This window comes from Rhodopseudomonas sp. RCAM05734 (assembly GCF_052658035.1).
In genome coordinates, this window is the sequence record NZ_CP199742.1 from 2,243,785 (window position 1) to 2,267,800 (window position 24,016).

The window sequence follows — 24,016 nt, forward strand, 5'->3', positions numbered from 1 at the left end:
GCGAGTTCCGCTGCGGAACCCGTTGCGATCAGCCGCACGAGATGGCGGCACAGGCGCAATTGCGAAACTTTCTTTAAGCGAAATGCAATCAAGGGCTGCCAAGGTGACCTGAACATGGCCGGGCAGTTGTGGGAAACCTTAACGCTTCGTTTAACAAGGTGGCCTAATACCACTCGCCTGCTTTCCCGCATACGTTACGACCGGATCTGAAATGTCCAAGCACGTCACGCCGAGCGGCCGCGAGACCTTCTTTCCCGCATCCGACCTGATCGTTTCGAAGACTGACCTCAAGGGCCGGTTGACCTATGCCAACCGGTTGTTCTGCAAGGTCGCCGGCTACACCGAGGCCGAGCTGATCGGCGCGCAGCACAGCATCGTCCGCCATCCCGATATGCCGCGCAGCGTGTTCAAGCTGCTGTGGGACACCATCGAGGATCGCCGCGAGATCTTCGCCTACGTCAAGAACATGGCGAAGGACGGCGACCATTACTGGGTCTATGCCCACGTGACGCCGTCGTTCGGCGCCGACGGCAAGATCTGCAGCTATCATTCCAATCGACGCGCACCGGCCCGCGACATCGTCGAGAAGACCATCGCGCCGCTCTATGCCGAGGTGCTCGCGATCGAGCGCCGCCATACCAACGGCAAGGACGCCGTCGCCGCCGGACACAAGGCCCTTGTGGATTTCGTTGCCTCGCAGAAAGTCAGCTATGACGAACTTATGTTTTCTCTCAAAAGCGCAGCTTAGCACGCTGCTCGTCATTGCCGCCTCGGTTACGGCACTCGTGCTTCAGCTCGCAGGGTTTCCGCTCGCCGCCATGGCCTGCTCGGCGCTGGCGATCGCCGCTGCGGCGCTGTCGCTGATGTGGGTGATGCGAGCCACGGCGCTGGTCACGCGTGCGACGAAGGTTTGCCATAGCATCGCGCAGGGCGATTTTGAAGCCCGCGTGCTGGCGATCCCGGTCGGCGGCGACATGGGAGAGCTGCTGCACAGCATCAACGACATGATCGACGGCTGCGACGCATTCGTCCGCGAATCCACTGCGGCGATGACCGCCCTGCATCACAATAAGTATTATCGCCGCATCCTGCCGGGCGGTTTGCACGGCGGGCTGCTGCAGGGCGCCAATGCCATGAATGCCGCCACCGACAGCATCGCGGCGCGCATCAAGCACTTCGAGCGGCAGACTGCCGAACTGGAAACCACCGTCAATGCCATCGTCAGCGCGCTCGACAGCGGCGCCGCGGAGATGAGCGGCACCGCCGGCAATCTGCGCGCCGGCGCCACCTCCACGCTTCAGCGCATGACTTCGGTGGCGGCGGCCTCCGAGCAGGCCGCGGCCAACATGCAGTCGGTCGCCTCGGCGACGGCAACGCTGTCGTCCACCGCCAGCGAAGTCGGCGCCGACATCCACCGCTCGGCCGACATCGCCGGTCGCGCCGTGGAGCGGGTTGCCGATGCCGCCAGCAATGTCGACGTGCTCCGCAACGTCGCCATGCGCATCAGCGAAGTCGTCAAGTCGATCAACGCCATCGCCAGCCAGACCAACCTGCTGGCGCTGAACGCCACCATCGAGGCGGCGCGCGCCGGCGATGCCGGCCGCGGCTTTGCCGTGGTCGCCCACGAGGTCAAATCGCTGGCGACGCAGACCGCCAATTTCACCGCCGAGATCGAGGCCCAGATCGGCCAGGTCAAATCGGCCACCGACAAGGTCAGCGATTCCATCACCGAGATCGGCACGGTCATCGCCGAGGTCAACGAGATCACCGGCAAGGTCGCCAGTGCCTCGGAGGCGCAGTCGGCGGCCACGGCCGGCATCGCCCGCAATGTCGACGAGGCGTTCGGCGTGGTGCGCGACATGTCCGCCAACATCCAGGCGTTAGCGGGTACGGCCAAGGAGACCGAGCAGCTCGCAACCTCGACCATGGCCGCGTCCGGCGATCTGTCGTCGCAGTCCGGTCTGCTGACCAAGGAAATCCGCCTCTATCTCGACCACGCCCGGCAAAACCTGGTGGATCAGACGGGCAGCAAGGCGGCGTAGCTATACTTGTAGGACGGGCAAAGCCTCGACCGCGCAAAGCGCGGCGAGGTGTGCCCACCACAAATGTGACACGCGTGAGGGTGGGCACGGCGCAAGAGCGCCTTTGTCCACCCTACGTTTTCAGCGCTTTCATCTCCTTTCCGATCTCCAGCATCACCTTGCGCAGCCAGATCGAGCCGGGATCGAACTGTGCCCGCGTCGGCGTGAACATGTATTGTTCGTCGATACCGGGATCGAGCGGCGGCGCGATCGTCGTCAACTCCAGAGATTTGGCGAGCGCTGCGATCAGACGGCGCGGCACAAAGGCGACGAGGTCACTGCGCGCCGATACGTGCAGCGCCTCGAGATAGCCCGGCACGGTCAGTGCAATTCGTCGCTCGATCCCCTGCGGCAACAGCCAGTTGTCGATCAGGTCCGCGTTGTTGCCGCGGATCACCACCGCGATATGCTTTGCCCTGAGAAAATCCGCGCGCCGCTTCAGCTTTGTCCCGGCGGGATGCCCGCGCCGCACCGCCAGCGCGTCGCTGTCGGTGTAGAGCAGTTGCCGGTGAAAGCCCTTGAAGGCATTGCCGATGCTGATCACCATGTCGATGGTGCGGGCGAACTCGGCATGGAAGATCGCCGGGCCGCGCCACGGCACAATGTCGATCTGCACGTTCGGCGCCAGCGCCGAGATCTTCGCCATTAGCGGCGGGACCAGCAGTTCGACCGCGAGGTCGGGCATCATCAGGCGGAAGCGCCGCTCGCTGCTGGTGGCATCGAAGCCCTCGGCAACGAACAGCCCGCGCACCTGCTCGAGCGCCTGTGCCAACGGCCCACGCAGAGCCTGCGCCCGTGGCGTCAGCTCCATGCGTGCGCCGACGCGCACCAAAAGCGGGTCGCCGAGAACGTCACGCAATCGCTGCAGTGCGTGGCTTGTGGCCGGCTGCGACAACCCGATACGCAGCGCGGCGCGGCTGACGCTGGCGTCGCGCAGCAGGGCATCGAGCGCCACCAGCAGGTTGAGGTCTATCGCAGCCAAATTCATGGCGTCGATATATATCATATCAACTATCGATTGGAAGAATACAGCGCGCTGCGCCATGTTGCGGTCATGGTCTCGTAACGAGGACAATCCGGATGACGTCATGCCGACAGCATCACGCCAATGTCGAAGCGCTATTCGACCGCTTTCCACGATCGTGGATGCCGCCGTTCCGATTCTCTACCTCGCTTGCGAGGCACCCTGAGCTTTTCGAACGTCACTATCGCTATCAGGAGATATTCATGAGCGTTGCTGCCAACAAAAGATTGATTCAGCAGATTTACACCGACTCCGCCAACCGCAGCGGCACCACCTTCGCCGACCACCTCGCCGACGACGTGTGCTGGATCGTCACCGGCCAATATTCATGGTCGCGCAGCTTCAAGGGGCGCGATGCGGTGGTGAACGGGCTGATGGGGCACTTCAGGTCGTTGTTCGACATCCGGCCGCGCACCGTGGCGTACAATTTTATCGCCGAAGGTGACACCGTCGTCGTCGAGGCCAAGGGCGACAATGTCACCAAGACCGGCGTCCGCTACGACAACGATTATTGCATGGTGTGGCGCATCGAGGATGGCCGGATCAAGCAGATCAAGGAGTATTGCGACTCGGCGCTGGTGGAGAAGGTGCTCGGTCCGTTTCCGCAGCTATGATCGGTAGCCCGGATGAGCCAACGGGTCGCGCTTCGCGCGCCCGATGATAAACTCCACGATATCCGGGGGCCGGAGGATCGCTTGAAACTCTGTCCCGGATGTCGTTTCCGCGCCGCAAGCGGCGCGGAAACTCATCCGGGCTACAGGCAGAGCTCTGTCCTCGCGATCAGGCGACCTTGGTGGCGAGGTGCTTGAACATGACGCTGCGCGCGGCATCGTCCATGTCGGGCTTCCAGGTGAAGCGGTCCTTGAGCGCGATGGCCTTGGCCGCTGCGGGCCGTGCGGAGATCGCATCCACCAGTCGCTTCACGTTGGCGTATTTTGCCAGCGCGTCGTCGCCGAGCACGAAGGCGGTCATCCGCGCCCAGCCCCAGACGTCCATGTCGACGATGGTGTAGCTGTCGCCGACCATGTAGGCGCGGCCGGCAAGCCGCTCGTTCAGTACCGTGAGATGGCGGTTGGCCTCGAACTGGTAGCGGTTATGGGCGTAATCGATCTTCTCGGGCGCGAAATGCTTGAAGTGCACGGCCTGGCCGAAAAACGGACCGACTCCGGTGGCGACGAACATCAGCCATGACAGCAGCTCGGCGCGGTCTTTGGCGCCGGCAGGCGGCAGGAACTTGCCGGTTTTCTCGGCGAGGTAGAGCAGGATGGCATTGCTGTCGAACACCACGACACCGTCATCGTCGATGGCCGGCACCTTGGCATTCGGATTGATGGCGAGATAGTCGGGATCGAACTGGCCGCCGGTGCGGGTATCGACCGGGACGGGCTCGTAGGGCAGGCCGAGCTCCTCGAGCAGCAGCGCGACCTTGGTCGGATTCGGCGAACCGTTGAAATAGAACTTCAGCACGGCATATCTCCCTGGAATTCTCTGCGGGCAAAGCGACACCGCATGCGCGGCCATTGTCCGGTGCTTGGAATTGGCAGCCAAGGCAAGCGACGTTTTCGTGAAGGCCGGGCTGCAGACCGGGAAAGCCGCAACGCCCCGGCCACGCCCGGCAGATGCGGTCGATCGCGCCGGCGGCCTGACGGCTCGAACCGGCGCTAGTCTCCAGCTTGAAGCGAGAGCGGCGCGGTGCGCTACCGGCACCTAGGCCTTGATATCGGTGATGAAACCCGGGCTGCCGCCCTTTTCAATCTGCTTCTGTGCAGCCTGCTTGACCATGTCCGCGATCTTTTGCTCGATTGCTTTCTGCTGGTCCGGCGGCATGCTTTTCAACTGCCCTTCGGTGACGCCAATGCTCGACAGCATGGCGGCGCGCATCCTGTCGGCCGGCGACATCTTGGTGAAGGCGCGAAATTTGTCCTCGGCACTCTCGGGCGCGATGGCCTTGTCGAGGCTGCCCTTGCTGGCCTTGATGCTGCTCGAGAGCGTGGACGTAAACATGCTGGATACGATTGAGCTGGCCATCGGGATCTCCCGCGTTGTGAGGCGTCAAGCACCCCCACGCAAAATCCGGACCATGGAAATATTCAGCAACACCAGGTATTTGAGGTTGCGCGGTGGCGGGAGGGCGTTGCCGCCCGGCAAGCCTTGCCGGCAGACCTTGCCGGTCTATGGCGTGTCCCCGCGTCGATCGCCACGCACAGCAACGCCGCCGGCCGCCCGGCGGCATTGTGTAGTGTAGTTCATGTCTTTGGAAATCGGCGCGGTGGGCACGACGCAAGTGCGCCGTTGCCGACCATGCCAGGCGATGGAGGGATTATACCCCGTCCATCTCGCTGCGGATCTGGGCACGCAATTCGTCGATGAGCCGCAGGCCCTTCTTGGTCTCGAGGTGCCAGAAGGTCCAGCCGTTGCAGGCGGCGGAGCCCTGGGCGACTGCGCCCATGCGGTGGATCGAGCCGACCTTGTCGCCGAACAGGATGGCGCCGTCGGCGCGCACCAAAGCGCCGTGGCGCTTCTTGGCATCGACGAGTTTCGTCCCGGGCGTGATCATGCCGCGCTCCACCAGTTCGGAGAACGCGACGCGGGGGGCAGAACGCGCGGTCATGAACGGGGCGAGGGTGGCGTCGGGCAGAGGCTCGATCGCGGCGATGCGCGCTTCGGCCGCGGCGGCGTAGTCGCGGTCGCGCTCGAAGCCGATGTAGCTGCGGCCGAGCCGCTTGGCGACGGCACCGGTGGTGCCGGTGCCGTTGAACGGATCGATGACCAGATCGCCGGGCTTCGATGACGACAGCAGCACGCGGGCGAGCAGGCCTTCGGGCTTCTGGGTCGGGTGCACCTTCTTGCCGTCGGCGCCCTTCAGGCGCTCGTCGCCGGTGCACAGCGGAATCAGCCAGTCGGAACGCGCCTGGACATCTTCATTCGCGGCCTTCAGGGCCTCGTAGTTGAAGGTATAGCCCTTGGCGTTCTCGTCGCGCGCGGCCCAGATCATGGTCTCGTGCGCATTGGTGAAGCGGCGGCCGCGGAAGTTCGGCATCGGGTTGGACTTGCGCCACACGATGTCGTTGAGCACCCAGAACCCGAGGTCCTGCATGATCGAGCCGACGCGGAAGATGTTGTGGTAGGAGCCGATCACCCACAGGGTGGCCGACGGTTTCATGATCCGGCGCGCGGCCAGGAGCCAGGCGCGGGTGAAATCGTCGTAGGCGGCGAATGACGAGAACTTGTCCCAGTCATCGGTGACCGCATCGACATGCGATTCGTCGGGGCGCTTGAGATCGCCCTTCAGTTGCAGGTTGTACGGCGGATCTGCAAACACCAGATCGACCGACTGGGCCGGCAACTTTGACATCTCGGCGACGCAATCCCCGATGACGATACGGGAAGAGGGGCCGGATTCGAATTTGATGCGGGGCGCCCTTGCAGACGCCCCGCGAAGCGAAACAACCATGACTCAATTACTCTGACTCAGGCGACGCTGTCGGCGACGCGGGACTAAACAACCGACTGGCCACAACATGACGCGGCAAAGTAAAAATCGACTTAATTGCCATCGACTTCGTTACTGTTCATGCTAGGCAATAATTGCCGGGCAGGTTATTGCTGAATTCGATGGAAATTTTATGCGGTTGCCGCGTTGTGTGTCGGCGCGCGCTCCGCCAGCGGACTGAATAAAGGAAAGCCACCATGCGTTACGATGACTTCCGTCGCAGCGACAACATTGACGACCGTCGCGACGACGAAGGCGGCGGCGGTGGTGGCGGCGGTTTCGGCCTGCCGATGGGCGGCGGCGGTCTCGGCATCGGCACGGTGATCGTGCTCGGCCTGGTCGGCTGGGCGTTCGGCATCGATCCGCGCATCCTGATCGGCGGCGCCGAGATTCTCACCGGCGGCCAGCAGCAGGCGCCGACTTATCAGACGGACCGCCGCTCGGCGCCCTCCAAGGGCGGCGCGCCGACCGACGAGATGGGCAGCATGATTTCCGGCGTGCTCGGCGAGATCGACGACCGCTGGAGCGAGATCTTCCAGGCCAACGGCCAGAAGTATTCCGGCCCGCGCATCGTGCTGTTCAAGAATGCCACCAACGGTGGCCGCTGCGGCATGGCGCAAGCGGCGATGGGGCCGTTCTACTGTCCGCCGGACAAGCAGATCTTCCTCGACACCGGCTTCTTCCGCCAGGTCGAAACGCGTTTTCGCGGCTGCTCGGGCAATGCCTGCAAGTTCACCGCGGCCTACATCATTGCGCATGAGGCCGGCCACCACATCCAGAACCTGCTCGGCATCCTGCCGCGCGTGCAGCGGCTGCAGGAGCAGGCCGGCAGCAAGGCCGCGTCCAACGCGCTACAGGTCAAGGTCGAGCTGCAGGCCGATTGCCTGTCCGGCGTCTGGGTCAACCGCGAGGAGAAGAAGCGGCCGGGCTTCCTTGAGGCCGGCGACATCGACGCCGCGCTGCAGACCGCCTCGGCCATCGGCGACGATACGCTGCAGCGTCAGGCCCAGGGCCGCGTCGTGCCGGACTCCTTCACCCACGGTTCGGCCGAACAGCGCAAGCGCTGGTTCATGACCGGCTACCAGCAGGGTACCGTGCAGGCCTGCAACACCTTTGGCGCGCAGCGGCTGTAAACTGGGTACGTTCCCCGGACGCGATGCAATACGCAGTATTGCTTCGCAGATCCGGGGCCCAGCTTTCTGCTACAACCGGGGTCCAGCATCTGCGGAGCGGCGCAAGAGCGCCGCACCGCGTGCGGGACACGAGAGGTCGACACCATGTCATCCACCGACGAAACCAAGATATTCATCCCGCTCAACATCGCGGTGCTCACGGTGTCCGACACCCGCGCGCTGGCCGACGACAAATCGGGCACCACGCTGGTCGATCGCCTCACCGCTGCCGGCCACAAGCTGGCGGCGCGCGAGATCGTCACCGATGACGTGCCGGCGATCCGCGCCGTGATTCAAAAGTGGATTGCCGATCCCGGCGTCGATGCCGTCATCACCACCGGCGGCACCGGCTTCACCGGGCGTGACGTCACGCCGGAAGCGATCGAGCCGTTGTTCGAGAAGCGCATGGACGGCTTCTCCATCGCCTTCCATATGCTGAGCCACGCCAAGATCGGCACGTCGACAATCCAGAGCCGGGCCACCGCCGGCGTTGCGGGCGCGACCTATATCTTCTGCCTGCCGGGATCGCCCGGCGCCTGCCGCGACGGCTGGGACGGCATCCTGGCAGCACAGCTCGATTACCGCACGCGGCCGTGCAACTTCGTCGAGATCATGCCGCGGCTCGACGAGCACCTGCGTCGCGGCAAGGCGAAGGGCGCCTCGGCCTGATCTGTCAGCGCCGGCGCAGGATGCGTGTGAGCCATCCGCGCAGGGTGCGCCGTGCCGCGCTGCAGGCTTCGATACGCAGCAGCTTCGCATTGGCCTTGTGAAACGCCAGTAGCTCCGGGGTGACGCGCCGCGGTGTGTCGCGCCGCGCCGACATTACAGGTCGCGCTCCCACGTCTCCCCGATCAGGTTCTGGCCGAAGCTGCGATGCGGCTCGGTCGATACCAGCACGAAGCCGGCCTGCTGATAGATTTTTCGCGCGGCGATGAGGATGCTCTGGGTCCACAGCGTGATCTTGCTGTAGCCGCATTGCCGGGCGAAGCCGATGCACTCCGCGACCAGCCGTTGTCCGAGCTGCTGGCCGCGCCCGGCCGGGTCCACCAGCAGCAGCCGCACTTTTGCGATGTCGTCCGACTGCCGGACCAGAAATATCGAGCCCACCGGCTGGCCGTCGATCTCGGCGATCCAGCAGCGCTCGCGGGAGGCGTCGAACGACGCCAGAAACTTGCCGGCGATCTCCGCCACCAGCGCCTCGAAGGACGCATCGAACCCATATTCGGCGGCATAGAGCGCGCCGTGGCTTTGCACCACCCAGCCGATGTCGCCGGGGATCGGCGCGCGCAGCGTCGCTTTCGGGCGCGCACGGGCCCGCGCATCGAGCAGTCGTTCGATGGTCGACATGGCCTGCGCTACCTGGTTGGCCTCGTGTGGCGCAAGCTGGCTGAGCATCGCGCCGATGTCGGCATGCGAGCTGCGATCGAGCCGGCCGGACGCCAGGCGGCCTTTGGCGGTCAGGCCGAGCTGGTACTGGCGGCGATCGGTCGGCAATGGCCGGCGGGTGACCAGGCCCTTGTCGGCAAAATTCTGGACGATGCGGCTGAGATAGCCGGCGTCGATGTCGAGGGCGGTGGCGATCTCCTTCGCCGACGGCGCCTCGCGATGCGCGAGTTCGTACAGCACCCGCGCTTCGGTGAGCGAATAGGGACTGTCGAGGAACTGCTGCTCGAGCACGCCGAGCCGGCGGGTATAGAAGCGGTTGAAGTCGCGGACCGCGGCGATCTGCTGATCGGAGATGGTCGGTGTCATGGTCGTGTGTCCGGCAAGCCTCAATGGTTGCCAATGTCAATCAATTGGTTGCTTTTAGCAAGTAATTTGTGAGGCGCCGTTCGTAGGATGGGTAGAGCCAACGGGTCGCGCGAAGCGCGCCCGATGATAAACTCCGCGAAACCCATCGTGTCTGTGCGGGTGATTGATGGGTTTCGCGAAGACGCTCGACCCATCCTGCGCTGCCACGCCGTTGCATTCGTTCAGGCGACGATGATCCGGCTGCGCAGCAGGGTGCGCGAGGAACGGCCCAGCCGGCGCAGCAGGCGGGCTTCGGCGCGGGCGGCATCGGCGTAGCCGCCGAGCCGGTCGTAATGCTCGCGGGCGATCAGCAGGCCTTGATCCGCGGAAGGTCCGAGCATCAGGCGGCCGAGCAGTTTCAGCCCGTCGCGCAGGGTCGACTCCGAATAGGGCGAGCGGGCATAGCGGAAGATTCCCGCTCGGGGTTTATCGCTTCCCGACATCCGCTGGATGAACTGGCTGGTTTCCTCGATCCAGCCGGCGTCGAGCACGGCGCCGGCATGCAGGAACATCAGCCATGGCGAGCGCGACTGCCGGGCGCCGGCGGCCATTGCTGCGGCGCGCGAGCCCTGGAACGACAGGAAGCCGCAGCCGGCGACATCGGCGACGTGCTCGATGACGCCGTTATCGGCGCGGTCGACCAGCAGCACTTCCTTGATCACGCCCGCGGCAGCGCCGGGCACCAGCGCGGCCAACGTGGCGACGGCAGGCTGTTCGACGCCTTCGGTGGGGATGATCACGCTGAGCATGGGCGGAGGGGAGTACCTTTTTGATGCGAAACCGTGGCACGGTTATCATTTTGTCGCAATCAAATCAGCCCTCGGCCCGCCTATTTTTGCGCCCGTACCAACAAGCGCTATTGGCCCGCGGCGTGGTGCGGAGCCGGCCCCGCCGCGTGATGACCATGGCCCTTCGATCGCCAGCCTTCGATCTCGGCGAGTTCGGCGTCCGGGTGGCTGACGATGATCTCGCGCTTGCCGAGATAGATGTGGCCGCTGTCACCGTCGATGCAGATCCAGTCGCCGGCCGCCAGCGTGGCGTCGCCAAGTCGGGCCTGATCGGCGTCGGTGTCGATGACCATGCCGGCGCAGCCGACGATGCACGGCCGTCCCATCTGCCGCGCTACCAGCGCCGCATGCGCGGTGCGGGCGCCGACCGAAGTGACGATGCCGGCGGCGACCGCAAAGCCTGCCACGTCGGCGGTGGATGTATCCGGGCGCAACAGGATCACCGGCTCGCCGGTGTCAGCCAGCCGCCGGGCGCTGGCGGAGTCGAAGGCGGCGCGCCCGACGGCGATGCCGCCTGACGCGCCGATCCCTGCGATCGCCGGATCGGAGCTGTCCGCCAGCCGGGTGTGGTCGAGCGCCGCGAGATCGATGCCGTCGATCCGCTGCAGCGCCTGCTTCGGTGTGATCAGCCCGTCATGGACGAGGTCGATGGCGATGCGCAGTGCCGCGCGTGGTGTCCGCTTGGCGGTGCGCGTCTGCAGGATCCAGAGTCTGCCGTCCTCGATGGTGAACTCGATATCCTGGACATCTACGAATTCGCGTTCGAGCTGTTTAAGGATATCGCTGAGCTCGCCGGCCACCGCGGGCATCGCGCGGGCGATGCTCTGTTCGCTGTCGGGGGTGCGACGGCCGGAGACCACGTCCTCGCCCTGGGCGTCGAGCACCAGATCGATCATCGGCTTCGCCAGGCCTGTGGAGGGATCGCGCGAAAACGCCACGCCGGCGCCGGAAGAGAGGCCGCCATTGCCGAACACCATGGCTTGCACGGTCACCGCGGTACCTTCGAGGTCGTCGAGCTGTTGCAGCTTGCGGTAGGTCTGTGCGCGTTCGCTGACCCAGGAGCGATAGACCGCGCGCGCCGCGCTATCGAGTTGCGCCGCCGCATCTTCCAGCCAGCTGTCATCGTCATCGTCGACCAGGGCGCATTGCTCGCCGGCCAGGCGTTCCAGCGCTTCGCTGTCGAGATCGCGGTCGCTCAAAGCCTGCTCGGCGGCAATCAACTCCGTCAGCCGCGCGTTCAATGGCGCGGGATCGCGGCCAAGCACGGTCTCGGCATAGCTCTCGATGAAGCGGCGGCGGCAATCCCAGGCCAGCCGCGGCCGCCCGGTTGTGCGGATCAGCCCGTGTACCGCAGCCAGCGTGCAGCCGACGTCGAGCACGGTCTCCAGCATGCCGGGCATCGAGCGCGCGGCGCCGGAGCGCACTGATACCAGCAGGGGATTGCGGCGATCGCCGAAGCGCTTGCCGGTCGCCTGCTCCAGGAAGGCGATGCCGTCCTTCAGCCCGTGGCGAAGATCGCGTTCGGCCCGCGGATCGCCCGATATGATGGCGGCACACAGTCTGACCGGAAGCACGAAGGCCGGCGGCACCGGCAGGCCCAGCGCTGCCATGCGCGCCAGGTTGGCAGCCTTGTTGCCGATACTGTCCGCCGAATGCGGTTTGGTCGAGCCGTCGCCGATGCGCACGATATGCATGGTCTGTCCTCTACGCCAACAGGTCGGAGATGATGTAGCGGCGCAGCAGATGGCCGAAGCCGGCCAGCCGGTCGGTGGTGCGCTCGATGGCCCGCGCCAGCTCCAGCACCGACAAGGAGGTCGCCACGTCGAAGCCGCCGGCGAACACCCGGGTCGTCACCTCGCGTTCGCGCAGGTCGGCGTCGTGCTCGGCATCGATCAGCCGCACCACGCAGGCCAGCGCATCCTCGGAATCGACACGCTGGCCGTCCGGGACCTCGGCGGCGGCAGCGAGGCCCGAGGCCACGGCCTGCAGCGCCGTGACGGCGGTCCCGCACAGCCCGGTGAGTGCTTCCAGCAGCGCCGGATCGACATTCGCCGGCAGCAATGAGGCGATGAAGGCGGCCTGCTCCAGTTCGTCGACGGCCTGTTCGACGCTGTCCGTCATCTGCTCGATCACCGGGCGGGCGTTGAGGCGCGTCACTTCCTTGCGGGCCTCGATGGCGATGCGGTCGGCCTTCTGTTCGATGCGGCTGGCGCGGGCGGCGAACGCCTTGCCGTCGGCGCTCCGTCCGGCCTGCAGCGCCGCGAGATGATGGGCGAGGCCGGCGGCGATATCGTGGGCGAGACCGGCCTGCCGCGTGATGATCTCGAGCAGGGTGCTGTCGACGCGCTCCAGATGGCGCACCAGCTCGGCCTCGATCTGGTCGCGGACCAGACGCACCGAACGGCCCGCACTCAGCGCCTCGGTCGACACCCGCATGGCGGTCTTGAGAAAATCCACCGCGGCGTCGCGGCCGAGCGCTTGGTCGAGCCGTTCGCCGAAGCCGATCCGGGTCGGCGCGGCATTGCGTACCGCGGCGCCGATCAGCTCGTCGCCGCCCAGTTCGAGAAAGGCGCGGTGGCCGATGCGATGGCGCGCGGCCCAGCCGAGCAGCTCGGCGGCGTCGTTCTTGGCGACCCAGCTGCGCAACAGTTTGCGCGCCTTGTTCCAGTCGATCAGGAACACCAGCGCAGCACCGACGGCGGCGAGGAATTCATCGCGCTCGTCGGCGCTGTCGGCCTGATAGTCGCCGGTGACCAGATAGAACGTGCCGTCGTCGCCGAGGCCATCGGCGGCATGGCGATCCAGCCCGCTCCACGTCGCCGGAAATTTATCGAACAGCGCCACGAAGAACCTGGCGCGGGCACGATGGACGTCGGTGTAAGTGACGGTGACCGCGTTAGCCTTGACGGCGATCACCACCACATGAGCGTCGGTGGTGCCGATATCGTTCTGGATCAGCAGCCGGCCGCCGGAGCGGGTGGCCATGGTGTCGAGGCCGGGATGGTCGAACTTCAGTGCCCGCGTCTGGCCGAGCCCGCGCATGAAGGCCTGCACCGGCGCATGGTCGCCGGGCTGCAGCCCGAACACATGGGCGCCGTCGATCACCTCTTCGGCGCAACCCGCGGCCAGCCGGTTGAGCGCCTTGTGCAGGTCCATCACCATCCGGTGCAGGCTGTCGGCGCCGTTTTCGGCCATTCCGGTCAATCGCGCGATCCGCGCCGCCTCGATGTCGGCGGCGGCGTCCAGCACGCCGGCCGCCAGCATCGCGGACAGCCTGCCGTCGAAGGCTTCGCCTTCCCGCGACGCGCCGGCCTTGACCGCGCGGATCATCGCGGTGACGTCGTCGACGATGTCCTTCATCAGCCTTGCGAGATTGGGCGCCGCGATGCGGCCCTCCGCAGCCATGTGCGCGCCGCCGATCAGTGTGGCGATGGCGGCGGGCGCAATACCCGCGGCGCGGCATTCCGCCTGCAGATCGGCCATGGCCTGCCCCGGCGCCCGCGCATGCTGGACGGCGGCCTGCAACGCGCTCATCCGCACCTTGATGCGGTCGTTGGCGGCGAGACCCTCCGCCACCAGCGATGGCAGCAGTATGTCGGTCTGGCCGAGTTCTTCGATGATCTGGGATTTCATGGGCGACGCACACCGGTTGAATCGGACGTGCCGCCTGTATGGCCCGGCTTAGCGACACTTTGATTGCGCTATGTCAGTCATCCAATTGTCATGAGAACGTCGGTACAGCGGATGCATGCTCGTACCGGACGGAATGAATCGAGAGCGACGTTATGTTCTTGATTTGTTCCTACGTCGCGCTATGTTGTTGGCATGAGTCGCAACATCGCTGCCCTCAAGTACCCGCCGGTCCCGGCGCCCTCCGAACCGGCGGGTGTACCTTCGCCGTTTCCCGAAATCGCCGTGGCGATCGAGAAGCAGCGGCGGCGCGGCCGCGGCGCCCAGTCCAACGACTCCGGCCGCTTCGAGGCCGAAGCCCGGGTCGCCTTCGACGACGGCTGGCAGAGCCTCGACGAACTGTCGCCGTTCAAGACGACGGTGGCCGTCGACACCGCGCGCAAGGTGATCACCCGGAACGACTCCCCGGACATCGGCTTCGACCGTTCCATCAATCCCTATCGCGGTTGCGAGCACGGCTGCGTCTATTGCTTCGCGCGGCCGAGCCACGCCTTTCTCGGCCTGTCGCCGGGGCTGGATTTCGAATCCAAGCTGTTCGCCAAGCCGGATGCGCCGGCGCTGCTGGAAAAGGAGCTGGCGGCGCCGGACTACGAGCCGAAGATGATCGCCATCGGCACCAACACCGATCCGTACCAGCCGATCGAGCGCGACAGCAAGATCATGCGCGGCATTCTCGAAGTGCTGGAGCGCGCCTCGCATCCGGTCGGCATCGTGACCAAATCGGCGCTGGTGACCCGCGACATCGACATCCTCGCCCGCATGGCCAAGCGCAATCTCGCCAAGGTGGCGATCTCCGTAACCACGCTGGATCCCAAGCTGGCCCGCACCATGGAGCCACGCGCCTCGACGCCGGCGAAGCGGCTGGAGGCGCTGCGGCAACTGTCGGAGGCCGGGATTCCCACCACGGTGATGGTGGCGCCGATCATTCCGGCCCTGAACGATGCCGAGATCGAGCGCATCCTCGATGCCGCCGCCCATGCCGGGGTCAAGGAAGCCAGCTACGTGCTGCTGCGGCTGCCACTGGAGGTCCGCGACCTCTTTCGCGAGTGGCTGATGGCGAATTATCCCGACCGCTACCGCCACGTCTTCACGCTGATCCGCGATATGCGCGGCGGCCGCGACTACGACTCGCAATGGGGCACGCGGATGAAGGGCACCGGGCCGATGGCCTGGATGATCGGCCGCAGATTCGAGATCGCCTGCGCGAAGCTCGGCCTCAACAAGCGTCGCTCGAAACTGACCACCGACCATTTCGCCAAGCCGGCGGGTCAGCAGCCGAGTTTGTTTTAGAATTCTGAAGTGTCGCTGCCAGGACTTGGCCCCTCGTGTCGCTTCCGAGGGTGCCTGTGCAGCGCAGGCGGGTGGAGGGAAGTCCGTGAGCCACGCGGGCTTCCCTCACCCGACGTCCCTGAATAGCGGGCACAGCCCGGAGTTCCCGGTTGCGCTGTCGGGCCGGTGACAGCACGATCCCGGCATGATTCGTGTTCCAGCCAAAGATCAGCCGAAGCCGCGCAAGCCGGCAGTCATCGTGAAGCCGCCAAGCTTCAAGCGCGAGCGCGCGCTGCTGAAGCAGGGCGTGTGGCCGGTGGCCGGCTGCGACGAGGCCGGGCGCGGCCCGCTGGCCGGTCCGGTGGTGGCCGCCGCCGTGGTGCTCGATCCCAAACGGATTCCGAAAGGCCTCGACGATTCCAAGCGCCTGACCGAGGCCAAGCGCGAGGAACTGTTCGAGGAGATCTGTGCCACCGCCTCCTTCGCGGTGGCCTTCGCCGCACCGGCGCGGATCGACCGCGACAACATCTTGCGGGCCTCGCTGTGGGCGCTGGCGCGCGCAGTCCATGCGCTGCCGGACCGGCCGCAGCATGTCCTGGTCGACGGCCGCGACAAGATCGAGGCGGCCTGCAACTGCGAGGCCGTAATCGGCGGCGACGGCCTGGTGCTGTCGATCGCTGCGGCCTCGATCATCGCCAAGGTGACCCGCGACCGGCTGATGTGCCGGCTGGCGCAGGAATGTCCCGGCTACGGCTTCGAGGTCCACAAGGGCTACGGCGTGCCCGGCCATCTGGCGGCGCTCGGCCGGCTCGGCCCGACGGTGCATCACCGCCGCCTGTTCGCCCCGGTGGCTGCGGCGCGCGAGAAACACGAGGCGATGGCGCGGGCCGGTGCCATGCTGGCGGAGACCAGCCTCGAAACCGTCGAGATCGCAGCCGCCGCCGGCTGATCCGGTTGCTTCACCGCCCGCCGCGCTCTATCACCGGACGATACTGAACCTGCGCGGTCGCTTGATGCGTTTCACCTCCCTGATTGTCGAACTGATCCGCGCCCGGCCGCGGCTGATGTTCTGGGTTGTCGTGCTGTTCCAGGCCGCGTTGTGGCTGATCGTGCCGCTGATGCTGTACCGCGGACCGCCCGGCGACGTCGCCACCGTGCTGGCCTTCGGCCGGGAATACCAGGTCGGCACCGATCTCGGGCCACCGCTGGCCTTCTGGCTCGCCGATATCGCCTTCCGCGCCACCGGCAGCCATATCGTGGGCGTCTACCTGCTCGCGCAGCCGTGCTTCATCGTCACCTTCAACGCGCTGTACCTGCTGGGCCGGGCCATCGTCGGCGGGCCGCAGGCCGTGATTGCGGTGCTGCTGACGCTGACCGTCACGGCGTTTAGCTCGCCCGGTATTGCATTCGGGCCCGAGGTGCTGGCGCGACCGCTGTTCGCGCTGGTTCTGCTGCATGGCTGGCAGGCGATCGGCCTCGGCCGCCGCAGCGCCTGGTTCGCGCTGTCCATCGAGGCTGGACTGCTGCTGCTGACCACTGTCAACGCGCCGTGGCTGTTGCTGCTGCCGCTGGCCTTCGGCCTGTTCACCGCGCGCGGTCGCCGCAACCTGGCGTCGTTCGATCCGTTGTTGGCGCTGCTGGTGATCGTCGCGCTGGTGCTGCCGTGGTCGATCTGGGTGATGCGCGCCGGTTTCCGCGTCCTGCCCGAACTGCCGCGGCTGAACGATCCCGCCGCCGTCGCCACCGCCTGGGGCTGGCAGATCGCCGGCCTGCTGCTGGCGATGACCGGCATCGTGGTGCTGACCGTGCTGAACTGGGGCCGCGTGGCGCGGCAGTCCGACGACGCACCGATCGTGTTTCGCGCGCCGGTCGACGCGCTGGCGCGCGGTTACGTGTTTTTCTTCGCCCTCGCGCCGGCGCTGATCGGCAGCCTCGCCGCCGCGCTGTACGGCCGCGACCAGGCGGTCGGCGGCGCCGGCATCGCGCTGCTGATGTCCGGTCTCGCGGTGGTGGTGGCCACCGGCGATCTCGTGCACCTGCGGCACCAGTTGCTGCTGCGCAAGGTGTGGGCCTTCGCCGTGGTGGCGCCGGCGCTCGCCGTGGTGGCCAGCACCCTGTTCCTGCCCTGGCTGGGCGGCGGCGAGCAGAGCACCGCGCTGCCGGCCAGTGCCATCGGCAAGTTCTTTGGCGAGAGTTTCGAACGCCGGACCAATCGCCCGCTGCAGGCGGTCGCGGGCGATCCGCAACTCGCCGCGCTGATCGGCATGAGCGCATCGCGGCCGCACCTGCTGCTCGATGGCGGGGCGGCGCGTACGCCCTGGATCACGCCGGAGCAGTTCAGCGCGTCCGGCGGCGTGGTGGTGTGGCGCGCCGCCGACACCATCGGCACCCCACCGGAGGATATCGCCCGCCGTTTTCCGGACCTGGTCCCCGAAGTGCCACGCGCCTTCGAGCGGCTGGTGTCGGGCCGTCAGCCGCTGCTGCGGATCGGCTGGGCCATCGTGCGGCCCAAGGCGCCGTAGCGGCCGGTCTAGAGTTCGACCTCGAGCAGCGGCTGGAAGACGCGCGGCGTGCCCATGGTGAACGTGCCGAACGAGGCTACCCCCGCCCAGTAGTTGGTGCCGGCGACGTTCTGCACGGTGCCGCGCAGCGTGGTCTTGCGCCCCTCGACATAGTTGACGTAGCGCGCGCCGAGATCTAGCCGGGTCCATTCCGGAATAACCTGCGTGTTGAGGGCGTCGACATATTGCCGGCCGGTGTAAATCAGCGTGCTGCTCAGGGTCACGCCCGGCGCGCTCGGCAAATCCCATTCGCTGCCGAGATTGAATTGCGCGGAGGGAACGCCGACGGGGACCTTGCCGAGCGTGCGGACCGTTGTCGTCCTGGTCACCGCGGCATCGAACAGCGTCAGCCCGCCGACCGCGCGGAGGCCGGGCGTGATTTCACCGAACACGTTGAACTCGGCGCCGCGCACCCGCTGCTCGCCGATCGCTGCAAAGATGCCGGCGTTCAACTCGCCGTTGGGCTTGAGGATCTCGAACAGGCCGAACGTCGTGCCGATCCGGCCGAAGTCGAGCTTGACGCCGGTTTCATATTGCTTGGTCCGGTAGGGCGGCAGGATGTCGCGCGCGTTCAGCGCGATCGCGGGGGCGATATCTCCCCGGGTGAGGCTTTCGATATAGTTGGCGTAAAGCGACACATTCTCGATTGGTCGTACCACCAGCCCGAACATCGGCGTGGTCGCGGTCTGATCGTAGGAACTGGTCAGCAGCGCCGTGTCCGCGGAGAAACTGTTCGAGATCACCTGCTGGCGGCGGACGCCGACTGTGAGGGCGACACGCTCGTCCAGCACCGACATGGTGTCGGCGAGCGCCACGCCTTTCAGCGTGTTGTCGGCCAGCCGCGGCTTCAGCCCGGGCACCGTGTAGCCCTGCTCGGGTAGAGCGATCGGGTTGTAGATGTTCGACAGATAGGTCTGCCCGGTCGGAAACGCGCGGTATTGCTGGTCCTCGTAGTGCGAGGCCTGCACCGAAAATGCGTGATGCACGAAGCCGGTGTCGAACTTGGCCCGGACGCCGCCGTCGAAGGTGAAGCGATTGATGTCGATATTGTAGTAGCGTGGCGTGTTTTCGGTGTCGCCGCGGGCATTGACGATGTTCGGCAGGCCAAAGAAGCGCTCGATGTTGGTCTTCGAGCCGCCGATGTCGCCGAACAGCGTCACCGAGTCCGAGAGATCCAGTTCGTTCTTCCACAGCACCGACGACTCCTTGATCCGCGCCCATTCCCAGGATTGGGTGGGGTTGGTGCGGCCATCGGGCGCGGCCGGAATGGCAAGGCCGCTGGAGATCGTGAACTGGCGGGTCGGCGCCTGAAAGCGCTCGTTCTGGGTCAACGCATAGATCCAGGAGCGGTATCGTTCGCCCTGGTAGTCGAGCGCCAGCGAACCGACATGCAGGCGATCCGACTGGTGATCGAGCGCGGTGTCGCCACCGCCGAGTTTGCCGTTGAAACGCAGGCCGAATTCGCGATGGTCGCCGAAGCGACGCGAGAGGTCGATGTTGGTCTCGGCGAAGCCCTTCGAGACATAGCCGATGCCGATGCGGCTCAGGTCGGCCTCGGCGCGTTTCGGCACGATATTGATGGTGCCGCCGTTGGGCGAGAGGCCGGAGAGGATGGCCGAGGGTCCTTTGAAGATTTCGATCCGGTCGACATAGGTATTGAACAGCCGGAAATTCGGCGCGATGCCGTAGACGCTGTCGAAGGTGGCCTCGCCGGCCGCGCCCTCGAAGCTCGGCATGCCGCGAATGAAGAACGAATCCGCGACACCGCCGACCGGGCTCGTCACGCGAACGGACGGATCCAGCAACACCGCATCGGCCACAGTCGATGCCTGCAGATTGCGGATGGTCTCGTTGGTGTAGCTCGACGTCGCGAACGGCGATCGGAACGTGTCCGCATTGCCGAGCATGCCGAGACGGCTGCCACGCGCCACCTGACCGCCGGCGAACGCCGGTGGCCGGTCCGCCGCCGCGCTCTGCGCCGTCGGATTGACGTCCGGCGCACGTGCCGCGGCGGGCGCCGGCGCGCGGCGCGCCGAGCCCTGTGCGACCCGCCGTCTTGCCGCGACCGGCTTGGCGCGTGCCGGTTTCGGCGCATCGACGGTCACCGCCGGCAGGGTCTGTGCGGGCGCCTGGGCGAGCAGATCGGACGGCGACATGGCAAGCGAGCCCGACAGAACGAGCAGGCTGACGCCACAGAGGGAACGGTAACGAGACATGGAAACACCGACACCGGCGCGGGCCGGCTGGTTTGAGATGATCTGCGGGACGCAGTGCCGCGTACGGGAACCGAATCCGGCCAGATGAGTGCGAAGACTGAGGCCGGCTTTACAGTTCAAGCTCCAGCGACAGCAGGAAGACGCGCGGCGTGCCCTGTGCGAAGGTGCCGAACGAGGCCACGCTCGCCCAGTAATTGGTATCGGCGACGTTCTGCACGGTGCCGCGCAGCGTGGTCTTGCGGCCTTCGACGTAAGTCACGTAGCGCGCGCCGAGATCGAGCCGGGTCCATTCCGGCAGAACCTGCGTGTTGGCGGCGTTGACATATTGCCGGCCGGTGTGGATCAGCGTGCTGGTCAGGGTCACGCCTGGCGCACCCGGCAGGTCCCATTCGCCGCCGAGATTGAACTGCGCGGAGGGAACGCCGACTGGCGTCTTGCCAAGGTTGGCAACCGTCGCCGTCTGGGTCACGGCGGCGTCGAACAGCGTCAGGCCGCCGACCGCGCGAAGGCCGGGCGTGATTTCGCCGAACACGCTCAGCTCCGCACCACGCACGCGCTGCTCGCCGCCCGCCGAGTAGACGCCGGCATTCAACTCGCCATTCGGCTTGGTGATCTGGAACAGGCTGAACGTCGTGCCGATCCGGCCGAAGTCGACCTTCACGCCGGTTTCATATTGCCTGGTTCGGTAGGGCGCGAGGACCTCGCCGGAGTTGACCGCGGTGACCGGGGCAATATCGCCGCGGCTGAGGCCTTCGATAAAATTAGCGTAGAGCGAGACATGTTCGAGCGGCCGCACCACCAGGCCGGCCATCGGCGTGGTGGCGCTCTGATCGTAGGAACTTGTCTGCAGGCCGGTGACCGTGGAAAAATTGTGCGCGATCACCTGCTGGCGGCGGACGCCGAGGGTCAGTGCAACGCGCTCGTCCAGCACCGACATGGTGTCGGCGATCGCCGCGCCGTTCAGCGTGGTGTCGGACAATCGCGGCTTGAACGACGGGATCGTATAGCCCTGCTCGGGCTGAGCGATCGGGGCATAGAGGTTGGACAGATAGGACTGGCCCGCGGGAAACGCCCGGTATTGCTGGTCCTCGTAGTGCGATCCCTGCACAGAAATCGCGTGATGAACGAAGCCGGTGTCGAACTTGGCCCGCACACCGCCATCGAAGGTGAAGCGATCGACATCGAGATTGTAATATTGTGGCGTGGTGGTCGTGTCGCCCCGGGCATTGAAGATATTAGGCACGCCGAAGAAGCGTTCGACGTTGGTCTTCGAGCCGCCGACGTCGCCGAACAGCGTGACCGAATCCGAGAGGTCGAGTTCGGTCTTCCACAGCGCCGAGGATTCCTTGATCCGCGACCATTCCCAGGACTGGGTGAGGTTGGTGCGTCCGTCGGGCGCTGCGGGCACGGCCAGGCCGCTGGAGATCGTGAACGGGCGGGTCGGCGCCTGGATCTTCTCGTCCTGCGTGAATGCGTAGATCCAGGAACGGTAGCGCTCACCCTGGTAGTCGAGCGCCAGCGAACCGACATGCAGGCGATCCGACTGGTGATCGAGGGCGGTGTCGCCGCCGCCGAGCTTGCCGTTGAAGCGCAGGCCGAATTCGCGATGCTCGCCGAAGCGGCGCGCGAGGTCGATGTTGGTCTCGACGAAGCCCTTGGAGACGTAGCCGATGCCGATGCGGCTGAGGTCAGCCTCGGCGCGTTTCGGCACAACGTTGATGACGCCGCCCACGCCGCCGTTAGGCGAGACGCCGGACAGCATGGCCGACGGTCCCTTGAACACCTCGATGCGGTCGACATAGGTGTTGAACACGCGGAAATTCGGCGCGATGCCGTAGACGCCGTCGAACGCGACCTCGCCGGACGTGCCCTCGGCAATCGGGAAACCGCGAATGTAGAAGGAATCGACGATGCCGCCCACCGGGCTCGTCACGCGCACGGACGGATCCAGCAGCAATGCATCGGCGGCGGTCGCGGCCTGCAGATTTCGCACCGTTTCGTTGGTGTAGCTGGCGGTCGCGAAGGGGGATCTGAACGTGTCCGTATTGCCGAGCATGCCGAGACGGCTGCCGCGCGCCACCTGACCGCCGGCGAAAGCCGGTGGCCTGTCCGCCGTGGCGCTGCGCACCGTCGCGTTGACGTCCGGCGCGCGCGCCGTGGCGGGCGCCGGCGAGCGGCGCCCCGCGCCGGTCGAGGCTCGTCGTTGTGCGGCGACCGGTTTGGCGCGTGCCGGTTTCGGCGCATCCACGGTCACCGCCGGCAACGTCTGTGCAGGCGTCTGGGCGTGGACAGGGGACGACAACATGGCAAGCGAACCCGACAGAACAAGCAGGCTCACGCCACCGAGCGAACGGCAACGAGACATAGACATCCTGACACCGGCGCGTGAGCCGGTTTGCTGGCATTAATCAATACGGGGCGATCCCGTAGCGGTCACGGGGGAGGGGGCATCGAACGCCGTGGCTCTGCGAGGAGCGGCCGAGCAGGCCGCGTCATAGCTTCAGCGATCGTCATGCGGGTGAGCAGGGCGTGCTGTGGTGTCGGCTCCGATAGCGTCTCAGTCCTCCGCGCATAAAGAAGCAACAAGGCGCGCGAACGCATTGATGCGCGATGTGTGGCGGGCTTTTCGTCGGCCCGTTGTTTCTTGTGATGTCGGAACGGGATGCGAACGTCAATCAACCGGGAGCAACACTAGATAGCTTCTATATTTGAAACGTTCGAACATGGGACGTATTGCCGCGGCAACATGCGGCCGAGCTGCACGGCTGTCGTTTTATCAGCCGTTGTACGCGACGCGATGGTCTACGAAGCCGATTTCCAGATCCGCACCAACGGCCCGTCGGCGCCGAACACCGGATCGGTGTTCGGCAATTTCACCTTCGGAATAATCGCCCGCGCCTTGCGATAATTCTCCGGCGTCGGCCGCGTCACCTGCATGGTTGCACCCGGTGGATAGGCGCCGACGACGCTGAGGTCATGGCTGGCGAACAGGCATTTATGCCCGGTGCCAGCGGACAGCACGGCGACGTCGCCGGCGGTGATCTCGATGGCCTCGCCCTGCTCACCGCCGAACAGCACCAGCGCGCGACCGCGGGCGACGCCGAGCGCCTCATGCACCGTGGCGTGATAGTGCTGGAAGTCGTAGATGCCGTCACGCCAGGTCTGCCCCCAGCCATTGCCCTCGAACAACTGCTCGACGGCGTGTTCCTGCAATCGCGCCGGGACATCGATGACGCCCTTGTAGAGCAGCAGCGGCAGCACATTGTTCGGCACCAGCCCATCGTCGTCGAAGGGCAGGATCAGCGGCTTGATGTTGTCGGTGGTGGCAGTCATCGGGCCTCCGCATCAGGTGCCCGGATTAACCCGCAGCCCCCCGCCGATGTTCCCCGTCACGCAGACGCGGGAACCTCGAACACCAGACAGGTGGTGGTGGCGTGGGCGAGCAGCCGGCCCTTTGCATCGGTGATGCGCGCTTCGGCGGTGGCGGCGCGGCGGCCGACATTCAGCGTCCGGCCTTCGGTGCGCACCGTGCCGGACTCTTTCGACATGCCGCGAATGAAGCTGATCTTGAATTCCAGCGTGGTGTAGCCGCTGCCAGGCGGCAGCATGCTGTGCACCGCAAGCCCCATGGCGGAATCCAGCAGGATCGCCGCGTAGCCGCCATGCACCGAGCCGATCGGATTGTAGTGCCGGAAGCCCGGCTCGCTATGAAACACAACGACGCCGGGTTCGGCGCTGCAGTCGAACGGCGCGACATTCTCCATGATCGGCGGTTCCGGCAATTCGCCGGCGAACATTTTTCGCACGAAGTCGATGCCGGGCATGGAGGCCATCAGCGCGGTGGGGACGACGTCGTATCGGCGGGAAGGGGCGTCGGTCATGGCGACTCCGTCAGGTTTTAATGACGGGCATCATATCCAGCGATCGCAGG

General features: G+C 66.0%; 21 protein-coding genes. 8 read left to right on the plus strand and 13 right to left on the minus strand.

The genetic code is table 11. From position 1 onward, the window contains the following. The first annotated feature begins 211 nt into the window (after window positions 1-211). Together ACUXVA_RS10620 and ACUXVA_RS10625 are read left to right on the plus strand one after the other, a co-directional pair. Entirely contained in the window at window positions 212-748 is a 537-nt protein-coding gene (locus ACUXVA_RS10620; RefSeq protein ID WP_265080340.1) for a PAS domain-containing protein, read from the plus strand. Window positions 749-785: 37 nt separating this feature from the next. Then, window positions 786-2,042 (plus strand): methyl-accepting chemotaxis protein, encoded by a 1,257-nt coding sequence (locus ACUXVA_RS10625; protein WP_445492050.1) that lies wholly within the window; start codon window positions 786-788, stop codon window positions 2,040-2,042. Window positions 2,043-2,154: 112 nt separating this feature from the next. Here ACUXVA_RS10625 and ACUXVA_RS10630 read toward each other — a convergent pair whose 3' ends face one another. Continuing rightward, entirely contained in the window at window positions 2,155-3,069 is a 915-nt protein-coding gene (locus tag ACUXVA_RS10630) for a LysR family transcriptional regulator (protein ID WP_265083844.1), read from the minus strand. 239 nt (window positions 3,070-3,308) lie between these two features. On the opposite strand from ACUXVA_RS10630, the gene ACUXVA_RS10635 reads away from it, so the two are divergent. Beyond that, the gene (locus ACUXVA_RS10635) at window positions 3,309-3,719 is read left to right on the plus strand and encodes a nuclear transport factor 2 family protein (protein WP_265080338.1); all 411 of its coding nucleotides are present in this window, start codon (window positions 3,309-3,311) and stop codon (window positions 3,717-3,719) included. 166 nt (window positions 3,720-3,885) lie between these two features. Here the strand turns inward: ACUXVA_RS10635 and ACUXVA_RS10640 are convergent, their stop codons facing one another. The 3 genes from ACUXVA_RS10640 to ACUXVA_RS10650 form a co-directional block, all read right to left on the minus strand. After that, window positions 3,886-4,572: a glutathione S-transferase family protein gene (locus ACUXVA_RS10640; RefSeq protein ID WP_265080337.1), complete on the minus strand. Its 687-nt coding sequence runs from the start codon at window positions 4,570-4,572 to the stop codon at window positions 3,886-3,888. 240 nt (window positions 4,573-4,812) lie between these two features. Beyond that, complete coding sequence (locus ACUXVA_RS10645) at window positions 4,813-5,133, minus strand: hypothetical protein (RefSeq protein ID WP_265080336.1); 321 nt, start codon at window positions 5,131-5,133, stop codon at window positions 4,813-4,815. A 292-nt stretch (window positions 5,134-5,425) separates the two neighbouring features. Next, the gene (locus tag ACUXVA_RS10650) at window positions 5,426-6,559 is read right to left on the minus strand and encodes a site-specific DNA-methyltransferase (RefSeq protein ID WP_445492053.1); all 1,134 of its coding nucleotides are present in this window, start codon (window positions 6,557-6,559) and stop codon (window positions 5,426-5,428) included. 236 nt (window positions 6,560-6,795) lie between these two features. On the opposite strand from ACUXVA_RS10650, the gene ypfJ reads away from it, so the two are divergent. Both ypfJ and moaB read left to right on the plus strand, forming a co-directional pair. Further along, window positions 6,796-7,731, plus strand: a complete 936-nt coding sequence (gene ypfJ, locus ACUXVA_RS10655; protein ID WP_445492055.1) for a KPN_02809 family neutral zinc metallopeptidase — start codon at window positions 6,796-6,798, stop codon at window positions 7,729-7,731. A 144-nt stretch (window positions 7,732-7,875) separates the two neighbouring features. Further along, the gene (moaB, locus tag ACUXVA_RS10660) at window positions 7,876-8,439 is read left to right on the plus strand and encodes a molybdenum cofactor biosynthesis protein B (protein ID WP_265080334.1); all 564 of its coding nucleotides are present in this window, start codon (window positions 7,876-7,878) and stop codon (window positions 8,437-8,439) included. Window positions 8,440-8,443: 4 nt separating this feature from the next. Here the strand turns inward: moaB and ACUXVA_RS10665 are convergent, their stop codons facing one another. The 5 genes from ACUXVA_RS10665 to ACUXVA_RS10685 form a co-directional block, all read right to left on the minus strand. Beyond that, window positions 8,444-8,593, minus strand: coding sequence for a hypothetical protein (locus ACUXVA_RS10665; RefSeq protein ID WP_265080333.1), 150 nt, complete (start codon window positions 8,591-8,593; stop codon window positions 8,444-8,446). Continuing rightward, the gene (locus ACUXVA_RS10670) at window positions 8,593-9,522 is read right to left on the minus strand and encodes a bifunctional helix-turn-helix transcriptional regulator/GNAT family N-acetyltransferase (RefSeq protein WP_265080332.1); all 930 of its coding nucleotides are present in this window, start codon (window positions 9,520-9,522) and stop codon (window positions 8,593-8,595) included. The genes ACUXVA_RS10665 and ACUXVA_RS10670 overlap by 1 nt, the downstream gene beginning before the upstream one ends. Before the next feature lie 221 nt (window positions 9,523-9,743). Then, window positions 9,744-10,310, minus strand: a complete 567-nt coding sequence (locus ACUXVA_RS10675; RefSeq protein ID WP_265080331.1) for a glycosyl transferase — start codon at window positions 10,308-10,310, stop codon at window positions 9,744-9,746. 107 nt (window positions 10,311-10,417) lie between these two features. Further along, the gene (locus tag ACUXVA_RS10680) at window positions 10,418-12,043 is read right to left on the minus strand and encodes a PEP/pyruvate-binding domain-containing protein (RefSeq protein ID WP_445492059.1); all 1,626 of its coding nucleotides are present in this window, start codon (window positions 12,041-12,043) and stop codon (window positions 10,418-10,420) included. Between the two features lie 10 nt (window positions 12,044-12,053). After that, window positions 12,054-13,982, minus strand: coding sequence for a hypothetical protein (locus ACUXVA_RS10685; RefSeq protein ID WP_445492061.1), 1,929 nt, complete (start codon window positions 13,980-13,982; stop codon window positions 12,054-12,056). Between the two features lie 192 nt (window positions 13,983-14,174). Between ACUXVA_RS10685 and ACUXVA_RS10690 the strand changes: the two genes are divergently transcribed. The 3 genes from ACUXVA_RS10690 (at window position 14,175) to ACUXVA_RS10700 (ending at window position 17,830) form a co-directional block, all read left to right on the plus strand. Then, a complete protein-coding gene (locus tag ACUXVA_RS10690; protein WP_445492063.1) occupies window positions 14,175-15,329 on the plus strand; it encodes a PA0069 family radical SAM protein in 1,155 nt (384 codons plus the stop codon). 184 nt (window positions 15,330-15,513) lie between these two features. Further along, complete coding sequence (locus ACUXVA_RS10695) at window positions 15,514-16,257, plus strand: ribonuclease HII (RefSeq protein WP_445492065.1); 744 nt, start codon at window positions 15,514-15,516, stop codon at window positions 16,255-16,257. A 64-nt stretch (window positions 16,258-16,321) separates the two neighbouring features. Then, window positions 16,322-17,830 carry a glycosyltransferase family 39 protein gene (locus ACUXVA_RS10700; RefSeq protein ID WP_445492066.1) on the plus strand — a complete coding sequence of 503 codons (1,509 nt, stop codon included), beginning with the start codon at window positions 16,322-16,324 and terminating at the stop codon, window positions 17,828-17,830. 8 nt (window positions 17,831-17,838) lie between these two features. On the opposite strand, the gene ACUXVA_RS10705 is transcribed toward ACUXVA_RS10700, so the two are convergent. The 4 genes from ACUXVA_RS10705 to ACUXVA_RS10720 all read right to left on the minus strand — a co-directional run bounded on the left by ACUXVA_RS10705 (window position 17,839) and on the right by ACUXVA_RS10720 (window position 23,966). Further along, on the minus strand, window positions 17,839-20,085 hold the full coding sequence (locus ACUXVA_RS10705; RefSeq protein ID WP_445492068.1) for a TonB-dependent receptor: 2,247 nt from the start codon (window positions 20,083-20,085) through the stop codon (window positions 17,839-17,841). A gap of 109 nt (window positions 20,086-20,194) precedes the next feature. Then, the gene (locus ACUXVA_RS10710; protein ID WP_445492070.1) at window positions 20,195-22,390 is read right to left on the minus strand and encodes a TonB-dependent siderophore receptor; all 2,196 of its coding nucleotides are present in this window, start codon (window positions 22,388-22,390) and stop codon (window positions 20,195-20,197) included. Window positions 22,391-22,887: 497 nt separating this feature from the next. Further along, on the minus strand, window positions 22,888-23,418 hold the full coding sequence (locus ACUXVA_RS10715; RefSeq protein WP_265080323.1) for a hypothetical protein: 531 nt from the start codon (window positions 23,416-23,418) through the stop codon (window positions 22,888-22,890). A gap of 56 nt (window positions 23,419-23,474) precedes the next feature. Further along, window positions 23,475-23,966, minus strand: a complete 492-nt coding sequence (locus ACUXVA_RS10720; RefSeq protein ID WP_445492072.1) for a PaaI family thioesterase — start codon at window positions 23,964-23,966, stop codon at window positions 23,475-23,477. Window positions 23,967-24,016 lie beyond the last annotated feature (50 nt).